Annotated in this window: 15 protein-coding genes and 1 tRNA gene; 4 read left to right on the forward strand and 12 right to left on the reverse strand. The window is 64.6% G+C overall.

Annotation, left to right across the window (positions count from 1 at the left end):
- Window positions 1-147: 147 nt before the first annotated feature.
- Window positions 148-1,677, reverse strand: a complete 1,530-nt coding sequence (locus tag F8O06_RS06715; RefSeq protein WP_158038089.1) for a replication-associated recombination protein A — start codon at window positions 1,675-1,677, stop codon at window positions 148-150.
- A gap of 126 nt (window positions 1,678-1,803) precedes the next feature.
- Between F8O06_RS06715 and F8O06_RS06720 the strand changes: the two genes are divergently transcribed.
- Together F8O06_RS06720 and F8O06_RS06725 are read left to right on the forward strand one after the other, a co-directional pair.
- Complete coding sequence (locus F8O06_RS06720; RefSeq protein WP_158038090.1) at window positions 1,804-3,039, forward strand: DUF349 domain-containing protein; 1,236 nt, start codon at window positions 1,804-1,806, stop codon at window positions 3,037-3,039.
- A gap of 123 nt (window positions 3,040-3,162) precedes the next feature.
- Entirely contained in the window at window positions 3,163-3,777 is a 615-nt protein-coding gene (locus tag F8O06_RS06725) for a hypothetical protein (protein WP_158038091.1), read from the forward strand.
- On the opposite strand, the gene F8O06_RS06730 is transcribed toward F8O06_RS06725, so the two are convergent.
- The 9 genes from F8O06_RS06730 to thrS form a co-directional block, all read right to left on the reverse strand.
- On the reverse strand, window positions 3,767-6,037 hold the full coding sequence (locus F8O06_RS06730) for a RelA/SpoT family protein (protein WP_158031592.1): 2,271 nt from the start codon (window positions 6,035-6,037) through the stop codon (window positions 3,767-3,769). The genes F8O06_RS06725 and F8O06_RS06730 overlap by 11 nt on opposite strands.
- A 44-nt stretch (window positions 6,038-6,081) precedes the next feature.
- Window positions 6,082-7,149 carry a protein translocase subunit SecF gene (secF, locus tag F8O06_RS06735; RefSeq protein ID WP_158038092.1) on the reverse strand — a complete coding sequence of 356 codons (1,068 nt, stop codon included), beginning with the start codon at window positions 7,147-7,149 and terminating at the stop codon, window positions 6,082-6,084.
- Complete coding sequence (gene secD, locus F8O06_RS06740) at window positions 7,149-9,071, reverse strand: protein translocase subunit SecD (RefSeq protein WP_158038093.1); 1,923 nt, start codon at window positions 9,069-9,071, stop codon at window positions 7,149-7,151. Before secD ends, secF begins: the two co-directional genes overlap by 1 nt.
- A gap of 161 nt (window positions 9,072-9,232) precedes the next feature.
- The gene (gene yajC, locus F8O06_RS06745; RefSeq protein WP_192496880.1) at window positions 9,233-9,679 is read right to left on the reverse strand and encodes a preprotein translocase subunit YajC; all 447 of its coding nucleotides are present in this window, start codon (window positions 9,677-9,679) and stop codon (window positions 9,233-9,235) included.
- A 78-nt stretch (window positions 9,680-9,757) separates the two neighbouring features.
- Complete coding sequence (gene ruvB / locus F8O06_RS06750; RefSeq protein ID WP_158038095.1) at window positions 9,758-10,870, reverse strand: Holliday junction branch migration DNA helicase RuvB; 1,113 nt, start codon at window positions 10,868-10,870, stop codon at window positions 9,758-9,760.
- Window positions 10,867-11,454, reverse strand: coding sequence for a Holliday junction branch migration protein RuvA (gene ruvA / locus F8O06_RS06755; protein ID WP_158031597.1), 588 nt, complete (start codon window positions 11,452-11,454; stop codon window positions 10,867-10,869). The genes ruvB and ruvA overlap by 4 nt, the downstream gene beginning before the upstream one ends.
- Window positions 11,451-12,071, reverse strand: a complete 621-nt coding sequence (ruvC, locus tag F8O06_RS06760; protein WP_158038096.1) for a crossover junction endodeoxyribonuclease RuvC — start codon at window positions 12,069-12,071, stop codon at window positions 11,451-11,453. Before ruvC ends, ruvA begins: the two co-directional genes overlap by 4 nt.
- 1 nt (window position 12,072) lies before the next feature.
- Entirely contained in the window at window positions 12,073-12,834 is a 762-nt protein-coding gene (locus F8O06_RS06765) for a YebC/PmpR family DNA-binding transcriptional regulator (protein ID WP_158031599.1), read from the reverse strand.
- Window positions 12,835-12,978: 144 nt separating this feature from the next.
- Window positions 12,979-15,081 carry a threonine--tRNA ligase gene (gene thrS, locus F8O06_RS06770; RefSeq protein ID WP_158038097.1) on the reverse strand — a complete coding sequence of 701 codons (2,103 nt, stop codon included), beginning with the start codon at window positions 15,079-15,081 and terminating at the stop codon, window positions 12,979-12,981.
- A gap of 150 nt (window positions 15,082-15,231) precedes the next feature.
- Here thrS and F8O06_RS06775 point away from each other — a divergent pair.
- Together F8O06_RS06775 and F8O06_RS06780 are read left to right on the forward strand one after the other, a co-directional pair.
- Window positions 15,232-15,305 (forward strand) — tRNA-Val (locus F8O06_RS06775).
- Between the two features lie 291 nt (window positions 15,306-15,596).
- Complete coding sequence (locus F8O06_RS06780; RefSeq protein ID WP_158038098.1) at window positions 15,597-15,998, forward strand: hypothetical protein; 402 nt, start codon at window positions 15,597-15,599, stop codon at window positions 15,996-15,998.
- A 79-nt stretch (window positions 15,999-16,077) separates the two neighbouring features.
- Here F8O06_RS06780 and F8O06_RS06785 read toward each other — a convergent pair whose 3' ends face one another.
- Together F8O06_RS06785 and ctaD are read right to left on the reverse strand one after the other, a co-directional pair.
- The gene (locus F8O06_RS06785; RefSeq protein WP_158031602.1) at window positions 16,078-16,524 is read right to left on the reverse strand and encodes a cytochrome c oxidase subunit 4; all 447 of its coding nucleotides are present in this window, start codon (window positions 16,522-16,524) and stop codon (window positions 16,078-16,080) included.
- Between the two features lie 2 nt (window positions 16,525-16,526).
- Entirely contained in the window at window positions 16,527-18,257 is a 1,731-nt protein-coding gene (ctaD, locus tag F8O06_RS06790) for a cytochrome c oxidase subunit I (RefSeq protein ID WP_158031603.1), read from the reverse strand.
- Window positions 18,258-18,261 lie beyond the last annotated feature (4 nt).

Here is an 18,261-nt window from a genome sequence, read left to right on the forward strand (position 1 = left end):
TGACGCTAAATACAATCAATCAGTGAGCCGGGGCAACGCTCGGCTACAGAGCGCCACCATTCACTCCACTGGCGCAGCCGCTCGCCGTGCAGAGTTCAGGCCGAATAACACTACCACGCTCGTCTGTCTACGGAGCCCGCCGCACCGTCACTTCTTCTCGAGGCCATCGTCGGCATCCGCCGTCACCTCAGGCGACGACTCGGTCGCCTTCCCGGAGGGCACTTCAGGGGGCTTGCCAGAGGAGGCCTCAGCGGTCTTCGCAGTGGCGGCCCCAGCGGTCTTTGCCTTGGGCGTCTGCGCAGCTCGCTGCATCGGCAGCCCGGCGAGCAGCCGACGCACCTGATCGAGCCGGCGGCCGATCGTGGCGTCGAACCCGTGGCCGGTCGGCACATAGTAGCGGCGTCCCTGTAACGTGTCGGGCAGATACTGCTGGGCACTCACCCCCGTGGGCTCGTCGTGGGGGTACTGATAACCGACGCCGTGACCCAGTGCACGCGCCCCTTTATAGTGCGCATCGCGCAGATGCGACGGCACATCGCCTGCATCGCCGGCTCGGATGTCGGCGATCGCGCGATCGATGGCCAGGTACGCCGCGTTCGATTTGGGGGCCGAGGCCAGATAGACGGTGGCTTCGGCCAAAGGAATGCGACCCTCAGGCATGCCAACCATCGCGACCGTCTGCGCGGCAGCCACAGCGATGCTCAGCGCCTGCGGATCGGCCGTGCCGATGTCTTCGGCAGCCGAGATCATGAGACGTCGTGCGATGAACCGGGAGTCTTCGCCGCCCTCGATCATGCGAGCCAGATAGTGCACCGCCGCGTCGACGTCTGACCCGCGGATCGATTTGATGAACGCGCTGACCACGTCGTAGTGCTGATCGCCGTTCTGGTCGTATCGCACCAGGGCTCGGTCTGCCACGATCGCGACCACAGCCGCGGTGATGCGGGGCAGCCGAGCCTGTTCGGATGAGTCTGCGTCGTCGGCCTTCTCAGCGGACGCCATGTCGGCGTCTGCCTGGCCGGCGGCCGCCTCGAGCAGGGTCAGCGCACGCCGGGCGTCGCCCGAGGCGAGTTCCACGATGGCCGTTCGGGCCTCGTCGTCGATCGCGACCGCCCCGTGCAGACCGCGTTCGTCGACGATGGCGCGATCGATGAGAGAGAGCAGGTCGTCGTCGGAGAGCGACGTCAGACGCAGCAGCAGCGATCGGCTGAGCAGCGGCGAGATCACAGAGAACGAGGGGTTCTCAGTGGTCGCCGCCACCAGCGTGACGATGCCGTCTTCGACGCCGGGCAGCAGGCTGTCCTGCTGCGCCTTGGTGAATCGATGGATCTCATCGAGGAACAGCACCGTCTGCGTGCCATAGAGGTCACGGTCTGCCTGCGCCTGCTCCATCACGCGTCGCACGTCTTTGACTCCGGCGCTGATGGCCGAGAGTTCGATGAAGCGGCGCTGTCCCTCGGTGGCGATCACATGCGCCAGCGTCGTCTTGCCCGTTCCCGGAGGGCCGAAGAGAATGACCGATGCCGGGGTGCGCTCGCCCTCGGTCGGGTGGCACAGACGCCACAGCGGTGTGCCCGGTCGACGCAGCTCGCTCTGGCCGACAACGTCGTCAAGCGTTCGCGGTCGCATGCGCGCCGCCAATGGTCGGCTGGCTCGGGCACCTTGCAGAGACGTCATGCCGACAGCGTAGCGCCAGCCGCCGACACGGCCTCTCAGACCGGCTTCGCCAGCGCGTCACGTGCACAGCAGCCGTTTGTCACCGGCTAGACTGGTGCAGCATCGAAGCGGGATTTGAGGAGAGTCGTGAGCGAGACACACCAGCAGCAGTTCGGCCGCGCCGACGGCGAGGGAAACGTCTACCTGATCACAGGTGACGGCGAACGCTGGGTCGGGCAGGTCACCGGAGCCACCGCCGAGGAGGCGCTGGCCTTCTACAGCCGCAAGTTCCAAGACCTCGTCGGCCAGGTCACTCTGGCCGAGCAGCGGGCACGCACCGGGGCGAAGGCCCGAGACGTGCGCAAGAGCGTCACGGCACTCGACGAAGCGCTGAAAGAGCCGACGGTCGTCGGCGACCTCGACGCACTGCGCACCAGGGTCGACGCGCTGCGCACGCAGGTCGACGCGCTGGAGAGCAAGCAGCAGGAGCAGTCGGCGCAGGCTCTCGCCGAAGCCGCGGCACAGCGAGAGGCCATCGTCGAGAAGATCGAGCAGCTGGCCGCCACCCCAGTCGCCAACATTCGTTGGAAGGACGTTCACGCGCAGGTCGAGCAGATCTTCGGCGAGTGGAAAGAGCACCAGCGCACCACGGCCCGCCTGCCCAAACAGCAGGCCGACGCCCTGTGGGCGCGGTTCAAGCAGTCTCGCCGCAAGCTCGAAGACGGTCGACGTGCGTTCTTCGCCAGCCTCGACGAGCAGCATCGCACGGCCAAGCAGACGAAGCAGCAGTTGGTCGAAGAGGCCCAGAAGCTGGCCGAGCAGGCCGAGCCCCGTGTCAATGACTACCGCGCCCTGCTCGATCGTTGGAAGGCCGCCGGGCGCGCCGGCGCCAAGGTCGACGACCGCCTCTGGGAGCAGTTCAAAGCAGCCGGAGACGTCATCTTCGCGAAGAAGCAGGAGCACGACGCCGTCACCGACGCCGAGTACGCAGAGAACCTGCAGAAGAAAGAGGAAGTGCTGACGCGGGCTGAGGCGCTGCTCCCGGTCACTGACTGGAAGGCTGCTCGCTCCGCGCTGCGTCGTCTGCAAGACGAATGGGATGAGATCGGTCGGGTTCCCCGTGCCAGCATGCGCTCCGTCGAGGCTCGGCTGCACGCTGTCGAGACGGCGGTCAAAGAGGCCGAAGACGCACACTGGTCCAAACGCAACAGTGAGAAGAGCGATCGTGCCACCGGTCTCGCCGCGCAGCTGCAGCAGAGCATCACCGATCTTGAGGCAGATCTCGCTGCTGCTGAGGCGGCAGGTGACGCAGAGAAGACAGCCGAGATCACCAAGGCGCTTGAGACGCAGCGCAGCTGGCTGAAGGCCACCGGCATCGCCTGATCTGCCATTGGTCTCACAGGCCCGGCGGATGCTCCTTGTGCACAGGAGCATCCGCCGGGTCTTTCTGTACACAGCGTTGCGTTGACCCGTGTGCTTCGCCAACACTCGTGATCGACTGGCCTCATGGACCAGACAGAGGCGAACGGCCTGCGAGCTCAGGGCACCCGATCATCCGCTCACGCACTGAGCCCCGAATGCTCCGCTCTGGCGGCGTTCTTCTCACCAGAAGAGCGCCGCCGGCTCACTCTTGACGGCCTGCTGAATGATCTCGGCGGCGTTCACCTCCCGTGGTTTGCAGCCAGCACTCCCCGAGCACGGGCCGCCTCCCTGCCGAAGCTGCCCGAGCCACTCGTCTGGGCCGGACGAACCGCTGCCTGGGTCTGGACAGGGTCACGTCGCCGCCCGTTCTATGAGGCGATGACGGCTCCCGGTCGACGCTGGGACATCCGTCGCGACGCCCTCGGCGCCGGAGTGATCTGCAGAATTCGCCATATGCGGCTGCAGCACTCGCACGTCGACGCTCTCGACCGCGCTCGTGTCACCGGCCCGACGCGCACCGCGAGAGACCTCGCCATGACGCTCGAGCATCCTGATGACTGTGTGCTGCTGGCCGACCTCGCAGCGCAGCACCGCCGCGCGGTCGAACGGGCGCTGCCCTTGCTGCCCGCCGGCGATCAGACGCAGCACTCCGCGCAGGCGCGACGCGCGCTGCAGCAGGCGCTCGCGCTCAGCCGTTGACGCGGTAGACGTCGTAGACGGCGTCGATGCGTCGCACGGCGTTCAGGATGCGATCGAGATGCACGGTGTCGCCCATCTCGAAGACGAACCGAGAGAGCGCCAGACGGTCGTCAGAGGTCTTGACGGAGGCTGAGAGGATGTTCACGTGATGTTCTGAGAGCACCCGAGTGACATCGGAGAGCAGGCCGGAGCGGTCGAGGGCCTCGACTTGGATGTTCACCAGGAACACGCTCTTATGCGTCGGCGCCCAAGAGACCTCGACCATTCGATCATGCTGGTTCTCGTTCAGATCGGCCACGTTGCGGCAGTCGGCTCGGTGCACTGAGACGCCTGCGCCGCGGGTGATGAAGCCCACGATGTCGTCGCCGGGCACCGGAGTGCAGCATTTCGCCAGCTTGACCATGACGCCCGACTGGCCGCGCACCAAGACCCCGGAGTCGCTGGTGGCCGCGCGCTGATGCGTCGTCGGATGCGGATGCGCCATGATCGGCAGTTCGCTGGTCGTCTCATCGAATTCGTCGAGTTCGATGCGCTCGATGACCGATTGAGTCGAGACGTGTCCCTCGCCGAGCGCCGCGTACAGCGCCCCGATGTTGGGGTACCCCAGACCTGACGCCACCCGTGTGAACGCCTGCTGATCGCCGATGACGCGCAGCGGCACCCGATTCTTGCGCAGCGCCCGCTGCAGGGCCTCTTTGCCGGCCTCGATCGACTCGTCGCGGCGCTCCTTGCTGAACCACTGGCGAATCTTCGCACGGGCTCTCGGGCTCGTCACGAACGAGAGCCAGTCTTTGCTCGGCCCGGCGTCCGCAGAACGAGAAGTCAGGATCTCGACGACTTCGCCGCTGGCCAGTCTGGTGTCAAGCGGCACCAGACGCCCGTTCACCTTCGCTCCCATCGCGCGGTGACCGACCTCGGTGTGCACCGCGTACGCGAAGTCGATCGGCGTGGCACCGCCGGGCAGACCGACGACCTTCCCCTGCGGGGTGAAGACGTAGACCTCTTTGGCGCCGATCTCGAACCGCAGCGAGTCCAGGAACTCCCCCGGGTCTTTGGTCTCGGACTGCCAGTCGGAAAGATGCTGCAGCCAGACCAGCTCCTGGTTGATGCCCTGCTCGGCGGTCTGGTTCATCACCGGCTTCGCCCCGCTGGCCTTATAGAGCCAGTGCGCAGCGACACCGTACTCGGCGCGCTGATGCATCTCGTAGGTGCGAATCTGAATCTCGACGGGGCGTCCGTCCGGACCGATCACCGACGTGTGCAGCGACTGGTACAGGTTGAACTTCGGGATCGCGATGTAGTCTTTGAAGCGCCCGGGAATCGGGCTCCATCGGGCGTGAATGGCACCGAGAGCGGCGTAGCAGTCTCGGATCGAGTTCACCAGGATGCGAATGCCCACGAGGTCGTAGATCTCGTCGAACTCACGGCCGCGAACCACCATCTTCTGGTAGACGGAATAGTAGTCTTTCGACCGTCCGACGACCTCGGCCTTGATCCGCTGCCGACGAAGATCGTCGTCCACCATCGAGATCACGCGCTTGACGTACGACTCGCGCGCCGGCGTGCGCTCTTTGACCAGACGCACGATCTCGTCGTAGACCTTCGGGTACAGCGCTTTGAACGAACGGTCTTCGAGCTCGTGCTGCAGGGCGCTCAGGCCCAAACGATGAGCGAGCGGCGCATAGATCTCAAGCGTCTCTTTGGCCTTGCGCGCCGCTTTCTCCGGCGGCACGAAGCCCCACGTCCGTGCGTTGTGCAGCCGGTCGGCCAGCTTGATCACGATCACTCGCACGTCGCGAGCCATCGCGACGACCATCTTGCGAACGGTCTCAGCCTGGGCGTTCACCCCGTACTTCACTTTGTCGAGCTTCGTGACACCGTCGACCAGCATGGCGATCTCGGCCCCGTAGTCGGCGGTGAGCTGGTCGAGCGTATAGTCGGTGTCTTCGACGGTGTCATGCAGCAGCGCAGCCGCCACGACTTGGGCTGATACGCCCAGATCGGCCAGAATCTGTGCCACCGCGATCGGGTGGGTGATGTACGGTTCGCCGCTCTGACGCAGCTGCCCGTCATGGGCGGCATAGGCCGTCAGATACGCCCGCCTGATCAGTGCGAGGTCTTCTTTCGGGTGATGGTGCCGAACCGTCTGCACCAGTTGCGAGACCTGTGCGTCAAGACCTGTCGCCGGGCGCTGGAAGAGACGCGGCAGACCGAGACGCCGTGGGGCTGACGGTGTTGACTGCTGCTGTGGCTCAGGCATGGTGTCGCCCCCTGCTCGGTCGTGCGCGGTAGTGCTCCTGATGACTACTTCAGATTACTCGGTTCGCCCGCAGACGTCGCATCGCCCGCCATCGACTCTGTGGCCTCGCCCTGTGTCGATCCCGCAGCCTCGAGTTCGGCACGATGCTCGGCGACCACTCCGTCATGCGTGACGATCTTCGACTCTCTGCTGCGCAGCAGTGCATACGTGGGCGCAGCCAGGAAGATCGTCGAGTACGCCCCGACCAGGATGCCGATGAAGAGCGCCGTCGAGATGTCACGCAGGGTGCCCGCGCCGAGCAGCCCGCCGATGAACAGGATGGATGCCACCGGCAGCAGCGCCACGACCGTGGTGTTGATCGAACGAATCAGCGTCTGGTTGACGGCGAGGTTGACCAGTTCTCCGAATGTTCGCGTCTTCTGCTCTTCGAAGCCGCGCGTGTTCTCACGAATCTTGTCGAAGACCACGACGGTGTCGTACAGCGAGTAGCCGAGAATCGTCAGAAAGCCGATCATCGCCGAGGGGGTGACCTCGATGCCGACCGCACCGTAGATGCCAGCGGTGACCACGAGGTCATGGAAGAGGCTCAGCATCGCCGCGAGCGACATCTTCCAGGTTCGGAAGTAGATCGCCATCAGCACCGAGGCCAGAACGAGGAAGATGATCAGACCGCGCAGCGCCTGCGCTCCGACATCCGCACCCCAGCTCGGATTGATGTAGGACACGGCCACGTCGTCCCCGGGCACCTGATAGGTCTGGGCCAGAGCCGACGAGATCTGCTTCGACTCGTCTTCGCTGACCTGGTACGTCTGCACACGAATGGTGTCATCGCCGATCACGGCGATGCGCGGCTCGACCTCGCTGTTCTGCAGCACCGATTCGACGGCGTCACGCGCCGGCTGCTCCTGCGGATCAACAACGTGCGTCACGCGGAACTCACTGCCTCCGCGGAACTCGATGCCGAGGTTGAACCCGCCCCGGGCGATCGGAAGGATCACCGAGAGCAGGATGAGCACGGCTGCGATCAGGTACCACACCTTCCAGCGACCGATGAAATTGACTGAACGCTTGCCTGAGTGCAGGTCGAAGCCCAACTGCGAGAAGGCGGCCATCAGCGCTGCTCCCCCTTCTTCTCATCGGCTGCCGAGTCTGTCTGGGCAGCGTCTTTCTGTGCGTCGTTCGTCGAGGCGGCCTCGGCTGCGTCGACGGCGTCATGCGGATGCGGTTCGAAGCCTGCAGCGCGCGCCTTGCGCTCGGCGATGGTCAGGCGGCGTTCGGCCTCGCCGGCAGCCCGGCGCGACTTCTTCGCTTTGCGACTGCCTGGTTCGGCGGATTCTGCCGCCCGAGCGGCGAAGTCCAGGTTCAGGCGTCCGCGATAGGCGTTGCCGAGCATCTGCGGGTTCAGTCCCGAGAAGTGATGACCTTCGCCGAAGAACCGTGTGGTCGCAAGCAGCTGCATCATCGGGTGGGTGAAGAGCATGACCACCACGAGGTCGACGATGGTGGTGAGCCCCAAGGTGAAGGCGAAGCCCTGCACACCGCCCACGGCGAGCACATAGAGCACGACGGCCGCGAGGAAGTTCACCATGTCCGAGGCCAGAATCGTGCGCAGCGCACGCTTCCAGCCCACCTCGACGGCGGGGATGAGCGTCGACCCGTCTCTGAGCTCGTCGCGTATTCGTTCGAAGTACACGATGAACGAGTCAGCCGTGATGCCGATCGCCACGATCAGGCCGGCGATGCCGGCCAGCGACAGCCGGTACCCTTCTGACCACGACATCAGCGTGACGAGCAGATAGGTGATGCCCGAAGCGAGCACCAGTGACACGATGGTGACCAGGCCGAGGGCACGATACTGGAAGAGCGAGTACACGACGACGGCCAGCAGACCGATCGCACCGGCGATGAGGCCGTAGACCAGCTGCTGAGATCCGAGTGTCGGAGTGATCTTGTTCTGGCTCTGCACATCGAAGCTGATCGGCAGTGCACCGTACTTGAGCTGATCCGCAAGCGTCTGCGAGCTCTCCTGGGTGAACTGCCCGCTGATCTGCGCGCGGCCGTCGGTGATGATCGCATTCGAGGTGGGTGCCACGATGACCTGTCCGTCGAGCACGACAGCGAAGCGGTTGGCCGGCTCGGTCTGGCTGGTGAGGTCGCTCGTGACCTTGTGGAACATCTCGGTGCCGACATCGTTGAATTCGATGTTCACGACCCAGTTGTTGGTGACGGTGCCGTTCTGACCGGCCTGCTGGCCCGCCTTGGCGTCGCTCAGCTGTTCGCCGTCGAGCAGTGCTCCGTCGGCCTTGTCATCCTGACGGTCGACGGGAGCCAGCAGCAGCTTCTCGCCGTTCGCGCTGCAGGCGATCTTCGGCAGGTCGGCGCTGTTGACGCTGGTGCCGTCGGCTTCGACCGAGGCACGGTTCGGCACGGGGTCGGCCATCTTGTACTGCTGCTGCGATGCGGCGTCGTCTCCGGCGTCTGGAGTCGACCCGTCTGCAGGAACCACGCAGCTGTAGGCGTCGAACTGCGAGATGATGTCGTTCGACGCCTTCGTGCGAGCGGCGTTCTCGGTGGGGTCCTCGCCGTCGAGCGTGGGCAGCTTCTCAGTGACACCCGGCGTCGTCGGCGTCGTCGAGGTGGCGGCAGCGGAGCGCCAGACTCGACGAAACTCCAGCTTCGCAGACGAGCGGATGCGCTGCAGCTGCTCGTCGGTGGGGTCTCCGGGAAGACTGATGACGATGTTGCGGCCGCCCTGCGTCGTGATCTCGGCTTCGGAGACACCACCCGCGTCGACACGCTGGCGCATGATGCTCTGCGCCTGTTTCATCTGGTCGGCGCTTGGGTCGCTGCCGTCCTCGGTCTCTGCGGCGAGCACGATCTCCGTGCCGCCCTGCAGATCGAGCGCCAGCTTCGGCGTCGCCGAGGCTCCGCCCCAAAGGATGCCGCCGCCCAGGGTCGCCGCGAGTGCGACGATCACCACCCCGAGCCAGATCAGAGACTTGCGTGCCTGTCGCACCGGACCGCTTGCTGCCACTGTGTCGTTCTTCCTCGTCGTCAAGAGCACATGACCTGCCGGTCAGCGCACCGAACCGAGCGGTCGTTCCCCCCGGCTGCGTGGCCGTCTCGTCTCGACGAGATCGGACCACTCATGCGAATGAGCCGATGCACGCGGACATCGGCTCATTCACATGTCATCTAGTTGTTCTTGGGCTTGTCGTCATTCTGCGACGACGCATCGGCGCTCGGATTCGGATTTGTCCACTCGGGATTTGAGTCCTCATCGCTGCGCAGGCCGTACTTCGGCGAACCGTCCTCGTCGGTGAGCGGCTCAGCAGCCGGGGTCGAGTCGCTCGTCACGGCGGCGGCCGGGGAATCGTCGACGGGAGACGTCTCGATCTTGGTGATCGTCTGACGGTGCACGCGCACGAAGGTTCCCGGCGTCGACTCGAGGGTCACGGTGTTGTTCGCCTCGTCGATGTCGCGGATCGTTCCGAACAGCCCGAAGCTGGTCATGACCTGGGCGCCGACGACGGCTTTGTCCTGGGTCTGCTGCGCCTCCCGCTGTCGTTTCTTGTTGTTGCGGAACGTCACGAAGATCAGCACGACGAACACCGCCAGCAGAATCAGAAGCATTGGATCCATGGAATATAACTCCACTCTCATCGTCGGTTGCGGTCATCGGGCACGCACAGACGTCCCGATCCAAGAAACTAGGCTACCCTAATCGTCCAAGAGCGTGGGCTGTGCGTTCTCTGCGGAAGAGAGTTTCGCCTTCGGCGGAATGAGGCCCAGATGCAGCCAGGCGTCTCGCGATGCGACACGGCCCCGTGGGGTGCGCAGGACGAGACCGCTGCGCACCAGATACGGTTCGACGACTGACTCCAAGGTGTCGGTCTCCTCGCCGACACTCATAGCCAACGGGCCGAGCCCGACCGGTCCCCCGGCGAACTGTCGAATCAGCACGCCGAGCACGTCTCGGTCGAGCCGATCGAGGCCGAGCTCGTCCACTTCGTAGAGCGACAGCGTCGACGAGACCGCCTGCAGAGGATCCTCGTCGGGGTGCACGATGAGGTAGTCGCGAACACGGCGCAGCAGCCGGTTCGCGATGCGAGGCGTCCCCCGTGACCGAGAGGCGATCTCGATGATGGCGTCTTCGCTCAGTTCGATCTCGAGCAGACCCGCGGTTCGATGCAGCAGCTGTGCGAGTTCATGAGGCGGATAGAACTCCATGTTCGCAGTGAACCCGAACCGGTCGCGCAGCGGCGCGGGCAGAGCACCCGCGCGCGTCGTCGCACCGACCAGCGTGAACGGCGCCAATTCGAGCGGAATAGACGTCGCACCCGGCCCTTTGCCCACCATGACGTCGACGCGGAAGTCCTCCATCGCGAGGTAGAGCATCTCTGCCGCCGGCTTCGCGATGCGATGGATCTCGTCGATGAAGAGAACTTCGCCCTCGGTGAGCGAGCTGAGGATGGCGGCGAGATCGCCGGCATGGGTGATCGTCGGACCACTCGTCAGGCGCAGCGGCCGCCCGAGGTCATGCGCGACGATCATCGCCAGAGTCGTCTTGCCGAGGCCGGGAGGTCCCGCCAGCAGAATGTGGTCGGCTGCCCGCTCTCGCACTCTGGCGGCCTGCAGCACCAGATCGAGCTGCTCGCGCACTCGGCGCTGACCGACGAACTCATCGAGATGCTGCGGCCGGAAGGCGACGTCATTGGCCGAGTCCCGGTCGTCGAGCGGCGTCGGCGAGACGACGCTCTCAAGAGGCGCAGGCGCTTCGCCGTGCGGGGTCTCGTCGCCCGCCGACGATCCTGGACGGCGCCTCGAACTCATCGGGCACCCCCGAGCAGGGCGAGCGCAGCTCGCAGCAGTGCGTCATCGCCTTTGGCCCCCACTTCGACGGCTCGCGCGACGGCCTCCTGCGCGTCACGCTCGGCCCAGCCGAGTCCGACCAGAGCGGCGACCACGTTGACCGAGACGGCGGCGGATGCCGTGGACGTCTGCTGCGCAGGCGCCGGTGGTGCGATGCGGCCGGCAAGCTGCACAGTGATCAGCTTCGCGGTCTTCGCGCCGATGCCTGAAATGGTCTGGAACGTCTTCGCATCTTCGTCGGCCACCGCCTGAGCGATTCGCTGCGGAGAGAGACCGCTCAGCACGGCGAGAGCCAGCTTCGGCCCCACACCGCTCACGGTGCGCAGAACGTCGAAGAGGCCTTTCTCCTCGGGAGTGCGAAAACCGAACAGCGTCACGGCGTCCTCGCGCACGATCATGACGGTGAGCACGCTCACCTCACTGCCCTCGCGCAGGCTCCGAGCCTGTTCTGCCGTCACCGACACCAGGTATCCCACGCCGTTGACGTCGATCAGCAGCTGGTCGGCGCCGGCGCTGACGACGGTGCCCCTCAGAGATCCGATCATCCTCGCCTCATCTTCCACTGCCCCGTCTTCGCCGCATCGCCTGCTGTGCGTTTGGAATTCAGCTGGCCGCGTTCGCGACCCAGCCGCCACTGCCGCTGCGCCGCAGTCTCGCCTGCCGGCGCGACGGCCTTCGTGTCGCTCGCAGTCGGCTTGAACGATTCACAGATCGCCACGGCCAGGGCATCGGCGGCATCGGGCGGTCCGTCGACGTGGTCGATGCCCAGCAGCCTCGCGACCATGTGCTGCACCTGCGACTTGTCAGCTCGTCCGCTGCCGGTGACCGCAGCTTTCACCTCACTGGGAGTGTGCAGCACCAGCGGTATGTCGGCTTCGCCTGCGAGATGCATCACTGCGCCGATGATGTGCGCGACGCCCATCACCGACGGCAGGTTCTGCTGAGCGAAGACGCGTTCGACCGACACGGCTCGAGGCCGATGCCGCCGCATCAGCCGTTCGACCTCATGTGAGATCCGATGCACGCGAACCGCGATGTCGGCGGCTGGGTCGGAACGGATCACACCCACGTCGACCAGAGCGACGCGGCGTCCCGGGTGCGACTCCACGACTCCGAACCCACAGCGGGTCAGGCCGGGGTCGATGCCCAGGATGACCGACATGTCAGTCTTCTTCGGCCAGCGTCTCGACGATCTCGTCGCTCACGTCGAAGTTGCCGAACACGTTCTGCACGTCGTCGCTGTCTTCGAGCGAATCGATGATGCGGAACAGCTTGCGCGCCGTGTCGATGTCGACATCGATCTGCAGACCGGCGACGAACTCGTTCTCTGCAGAGTCGTAGTCGATGTTCGCACCGACCAGGGCCTGTCGAACGGCCACCAGGTCGTTGGGCTCGCTGATCACGCGGAAGCTGTCGCCGTTGTCGATCACCTCTTCGGCTCCTGCGTCGAGCACCGCCTCGAGGATGGAGTCCTCGGTGACCCCGTCAGCCTTGGCTACGGTGACGACACCCTTGCGGCTGAAGTTGTACGCAACCGATCCCGGATCGGCCAGCGTGCCGCCGTTGCGGGTCAGCGCGGTGCGCACGTCGGCCGCTGCGCGGTTCTTGTTGTCGGTGAGGCACTCGACCAGCAGCGCGACGCCGCCCGGAGCATACGCCTCGTACATGATGGTCTCGTACTTCGCACCGCCGTCGACCTCGCCCGAACCACGCTTGACGGCGCGGGTGATGTTGTCGGCCGGAACCGAGTTCTTCTTCGCCTTCTGAATGGCGTCGAAGAGGGTCGGGTTGCCCTCAGGGTCGCCGCCGCCCAGGCGTGCGGCCACCTCGATGCCCTTGATGTACTTCGCGAAGGCCTTGGCGCGCTTCGCGTCGATCGCGGCCTTCTTGTGCTTCGTGGTCGCCCATTTGGAGTGGCCTGACATGTGACTCCTTGTTCGTAGTCTCTCGATGAATCTTACTCGTGATGACGGTTCGGTCTCCGGTGGCCCGCTGAGCCGACTCGACCGGTGACCGTTGACGGATGCCGTGCGCCGCAGCAGCGTGCGGTGTCGGCCCGACGCGAATCGCTACTCGGCCGCAGCAGCGGCCTTCGCCTGCTGTGCTGCCACTTCGGCCAGTGCGACGGCCGGCGCCTCGACGCCGGAAGCGGACGTGGCATCCACCGCGCTGCTGACCTGCACCCTGGCGTCGGCGAGCCCGCGCAGCCAGGTGATCGCCTCGGCGACGGGCACACCGTTGCACTGCGAGCCGTCACGGAAGCGGAAGCTCACCGTGCCCGAAGAACGGTCGTCCTCGCCTGCGATGAGCATGACCGGAACCTTCTGCTTCGAGTGCGTACGGATCTTCTTGGGCATGCGGTCATCCGACGTGTCGACGCTGGCACGCAGCCCGACGGCACGCAGCTGCGCGGCGACATCCTCGAGATACGGTGCGTACTCGTCGGCCACCGGAATGCCGACGACCTGCTCGGGGGCGAGCCACAGCGGGAACGCGCCGGCGTAGTGCTCGGTGAGCACGCCGAAGAAGCGCTCGATCGATCCGAAGAGCGCGCGGTGAATCATCACTGGGCGCTGCAGCGTGCCATCGGGTGCGGTGTACTCGAGGCCGAACCGCTCAGGCAGGTTGAAGTCGAGCTGCAGCGTGCTCATCTGCCAGGTTCGGCCGATGGCGTCGCGCGCCTGCACCGAGATCTTGGGACCGTAGAATGCGGCGCCCTCTGGATCGGGCACAAGTTCGAGACCGCTCGCCTCGGCGACCTCTCGGAGTGTGCGGGTCGCCTCTTCCCAGACCGCATCGTCTCCGACGTACTTCTTCGGATCCTTCGTCGAGAGCTCCAGGTAGAAGTCGTCGAGACCGTAGTCTTTCAGCAGGTCGAGCACGAACTGCAGCACGCTGGTGAGCTCGTCTTTCATCTGCTCGCGCGTGGTGTAGATGTGCGCGTCGTCCTGGGTGAACCCGCGGGCACGAGTCAGACCGTGGATGACGCCGCTCTTCTCGTACCGGTAGACGGTGCCGAACTCGAAGAGTCGCAGTGGCAGGTCACGGTAGCTGTGCGCCTTGCTCGAGTAGATGAGGTTGTGCATCGGGCAGTTCATGGGCTTCAGGTAGTAGTCCTGCCCCTGACGCCTGACGTTTCCCTCTGCATCGAGCTCTTCGTCGACGTGCAGGGGTGGGAACATGCCGTCGCTGTACCAGTCGAGGTGACCGCTCACCTCGTACAGGTGTGATTTCGTGATGTGCGGGGTGTAGACGAACTGATACCCGGCCTCTTCGTGACGCTGACGCGAGTAGTCTTCCATCACCTTGCGGATGATGCCGCCCTTCGGGTGGAAGACCGGAAGGCCGGAGCCGATCTCGTCGGGAAAGCTGAACAGATCGAGCTCGACGCCGAGCTTGCGGTGGTCGCGCTTCGCCGCCTCAGCGAGGCGGTGCTCGTAGGCCTTGAGCTCCTCTTTGGTCGGCCAGGCCGTGCCGTAGATGCGCTGCAGCTGCGCGTTCGCCTGATCGCCGCGCCAGTAGGCCGCTGCGGTGCGCAGCAGGTCGAAGCCGTTGCCGATCAGACGGGTGTTCGGCAGGTGCGGTCCGCGGCACAGGTCGCACCAGATCGTCTCACCGCTCTTCGGGTCGACGTTGTCGTACATCGTCAGGCCGCTGCCGCCGACCTCGACCGACTCTTCGTCGTCACCGGCGTTGCCCTTGAGACCGATCAGCTCGAGTTTGTACGGCTCGTTCGCCTCTTCGACGCGGGCGTCGGCCTCTGAGATGGGACGACGCACGAAGCGCTGCCCCTGCTTGACGATGCGCTGCATCACCTTCTTGATCTGTTTGAGATCTTCGGGAGTGAAGGGCTCCTCGACGTCGAAGTCATAGTAGAAGCCATCGGTGATGAACGGGCCGATTCCCAGCTTCGCATCGGGGCGAACCTGCTGAACAGCCTGCGCCAGCACGTGCGTCGTCGAGTGACGCAGGATGTTGAGCCCGTCCTCGCTGTCGATCGTCACCGGCTCGACGGTCTCGCCTTCGGCGACGGTACCGGCAAGATCGCGAAGCTCTCCGTCGACTCGCTGGGCGACGACGTCGCGGTGGTCGGCGAAGAGGTCGGTGCCGGTCGTTCCAGCTGCCACCTCTCTGTGCTCGCCGTTGACAGTGATGGTGATGGGTGACGACACCGGAGCTCCTTGAGCATGGCCGCGCCGACCGATACGAAGCGGTCCGCGCGTGGGTGATTGCTGTTGACCTGACTATCCTACCGCAGGGTGTGCGCAGCCTTGGAAAAGTACGCTATACTTGTCGAGTTGCCTGAAAGGCAGCAGTCGTTTGGGCGATTGGCGCAGTTGGTTAGCGCGCTTCCTTCACACGGAAGAGGTCGCTGGTTCGAGTCCAGTATCGCCCACAGGCAGAAAGCCCCGGAGCCACGCGGATCGCGTGGTGTCCGGGGCTTTTCTCGTCTCATTGCTCAGCGCGCAGGTGAGTGGCGGTGTCGAAGAGCCGCTGAGGCGCACGGCCAGACACGAGGGTCACAGCATGCGTCCGCTCCCCTGGCTCGGTGGCCAATCGTATTCGCTCCCAGCTGGATGCTCAGTTCGCAGCGGAAGCCTCCTAGAATGCGAATCACCTGGTGATGCGCCAGGGGCTGTCAGACGCAACGGGGCGTCGACCGGCCGAGATGCAAGGAGGCATCAGCATGATCACCAAACGCGTCAGCCCAGTCGTCATCGACGGCCAGCGGTATTTTCCACTTGAGCGCCCAGAGCAGCTGCCTCGTGAGTTCGGCAGCATCGAGCTGTTCATACGCAACAAGGTGCCGGTGCGATTCACCCGAGTCGCCGACAACACCTGGGTTGTGCACCGCACTGATCGCCCGGGCTCGACCGGTGTGCTCGTGGATGACCCTGAGGGCGACGCGGAGGCGAAGAGCGGGGTCACGGTGAAGGCTCCGGAGGCTCACGAGACAAACCGTCCACGTCCCCGCTTCATCTATTCCGCGGCTGCAGCCACCAACGTTGGTCTCCCCGATTGGCGAATCCCGCTGCAGCGCGTCTCTTGGGACGACTTTCTGAAGTTCTTCGAGTCAGCATCAGTCTGATCGCTGAGAGAGACGAAAACAGCGGCCCCGCATCAGTAAGATGCGGGGCCGCTGTTCTGTTCAGCAGGTCAGTCGACGATCAGTGTGCCAGCCGATTGCGGTGGTTCTCAAATGAGAAGCCGATGACGGTCACGACCAGCAGCGCACCGCCGATGATCGTCATCCACGTTCCGACGGCCAGGCCCAGGAAGATCACTCCGGCTGCCAGCGAGAGCGCGAAAGGCCACCAGCTCCACGGGCTGTACCAGCCGTAGTCGGGGTCGGCGTCTTCGATCTTCGCCTCGAGATCATCCTCAGGAAGGGTTCCGCCTGCGTTCTTCGACGCCTTGTAGAAGTAGAAGGCGGGAAACCAGGCCATGCCGATGCCCAGGGCCAGTACGGTCGCACCCGCGGGCTCGATCGGAACGGCAGGATTGAACAGTCCGACGCCGTCGTTGACGAACGCGAGGCTGCACACGAAGTATGCGACCAGACCGACCAGGAAGAACAGGCCGATGCCGAAGAAGATATGTGCTGCAGTCTTCATTCTCAGTTCTCTTTCTTGTCGCTCGCCGCACGGACGGCCGGCACGTCGGCGAGAGCCTCATGTCGGTCTGCCTGCTCGGTCTGCTTGGCCGTGGCGAGTGCGAGTTCGGGATGGTGCAGGTCGAACGCCGGACGCTCCGAGCGGATGCGCGGGATCGCCGTGAAGTTGTGCCGCGGCGGCGGGCAGCTGGTGGCCCATTCGAGCGAGCCGCCGAAGCCCCAAGGATCGTCGACGTTGACGCGCTTGCCGTAGCGAGTGGTCATGTAGACGTTCCAGAAGAACGGCAGGAACGAGATCGCCAGAATGGCGGCACCGATGGTCGACACCTGGTTCAGCACTGTGAAGCCGTCCTGCGGCAGGTAGGTGTAGTAGCGACGAGGCATGCCCATCGCGCCGAGCCAGTGCTGCACGAGGAACGTCGTATGGAAGCCGATGAACAGCAGCCAGAAGTGCACCTTGCCCAAGGTCTCGTTGAGCATCTTGCCCGTGAACTTCGGCCACCAGAAGTACAGACCTGCGAACATGGCGAACACGACGGTTCCGAACAGCGTGTAGTGGAAGTGCGCCACGACGAAGTAGGTGTCAGACACCTGGAAGTCGAGAGCAGGGCTGGCCAGGATCACACCGGTGAGTCCACCGAAGCAGAAGGTGATCAGAAAGCCGATCGACCAGAGCATCGGGGTCTCGAAGGTAAGAGACCCTCGCCACATCGTGCCTATCCAGTCGAAGAACTTCACGCCGGTCGGAATGGCGATGGCCATCGTCATCAGTGAGAAGAACGGCAGCAGCACCTGGCCGGTGACGTACATGTGATGCGCCCAGACGGTCGCGGAAAGGGCCGCGATCGAGATCGTCGCGAGAACCAGTGTGCGGTAGCCGAAGATCGGCTTGCGGCTGAAGACCGGAATGATCTCTGAGACGATGCCGAAGAACGGCAGCGCGATGACGTAGACCTCAGGGTGACCGAAGAACCAGAACACATGCTGGAAGAGCATGGCTCCACCGGTCTCTGGATCGAAGATGTGCGTGCCGAACTTGCGGTCGGCGAACAGAGCGAAGAGCGCAGCTGCGAAGGGCGGGAACGCCATGATCACCAAGATGCTGGTGACCAGCGTGTTCCAGGTGAAGATCGGCATACGCCACATCGTCATACCCGGCGCACGCAGCGAGACGATCGTCGCGATGAAGTTCACCGCACCCATGATCGTTCCGAAGCCGGACATGGCGAGGCCGATGACCCAGAGATCGCCGCCCATACCGGGTGAGTACGTCGACGTCGACAGTGGAACGTAGGCGGTCCATCCGAACGAGGCTGCACCCTGAGGCGTGAGGAACCCGGCGACCGCGATGAGCGAACCCACGGTGTACGTCCAGTAGCCCAGCGCGTTCAGACGCGGGAACGCGACATCCGGTGCACCGATCTGCAGTGGCACCAGAACGTTTGCGAAACCGGCGAAGAGCGGTGTCGCGAACATCAGCAGCATGATGATGCCGTGCATGGTGAAGAGCTGGTTGTACTGCTCTTTCGTCGGGATCACCTGAAGGCCCGGCTCGAAGAGCTGCGCTCGGATGAGCAGGGCCAGCACGCCGGCGAACAGGAACCAGACGAACGACTGGACGATGTACAGGTAGCCGAGCGTCTTGTGGTCGGTCGTCGTCAGGAATCTGACGATCGAATGGCCTTTCTTACCCAGCTTGGGCGAGTAGCCCGCGACTGCTGTTGCGGAAGTCATAGTT

This window comes from Pseudoclavibacter sp. CFCC 14310, assembly GCF_008831165.1.
Classification (GTDB): Bacteria; Actinomycetota; Actinomycetes; order Actinomycetales; family Microbacteriaceae; genus Pseudoclavibacter_A.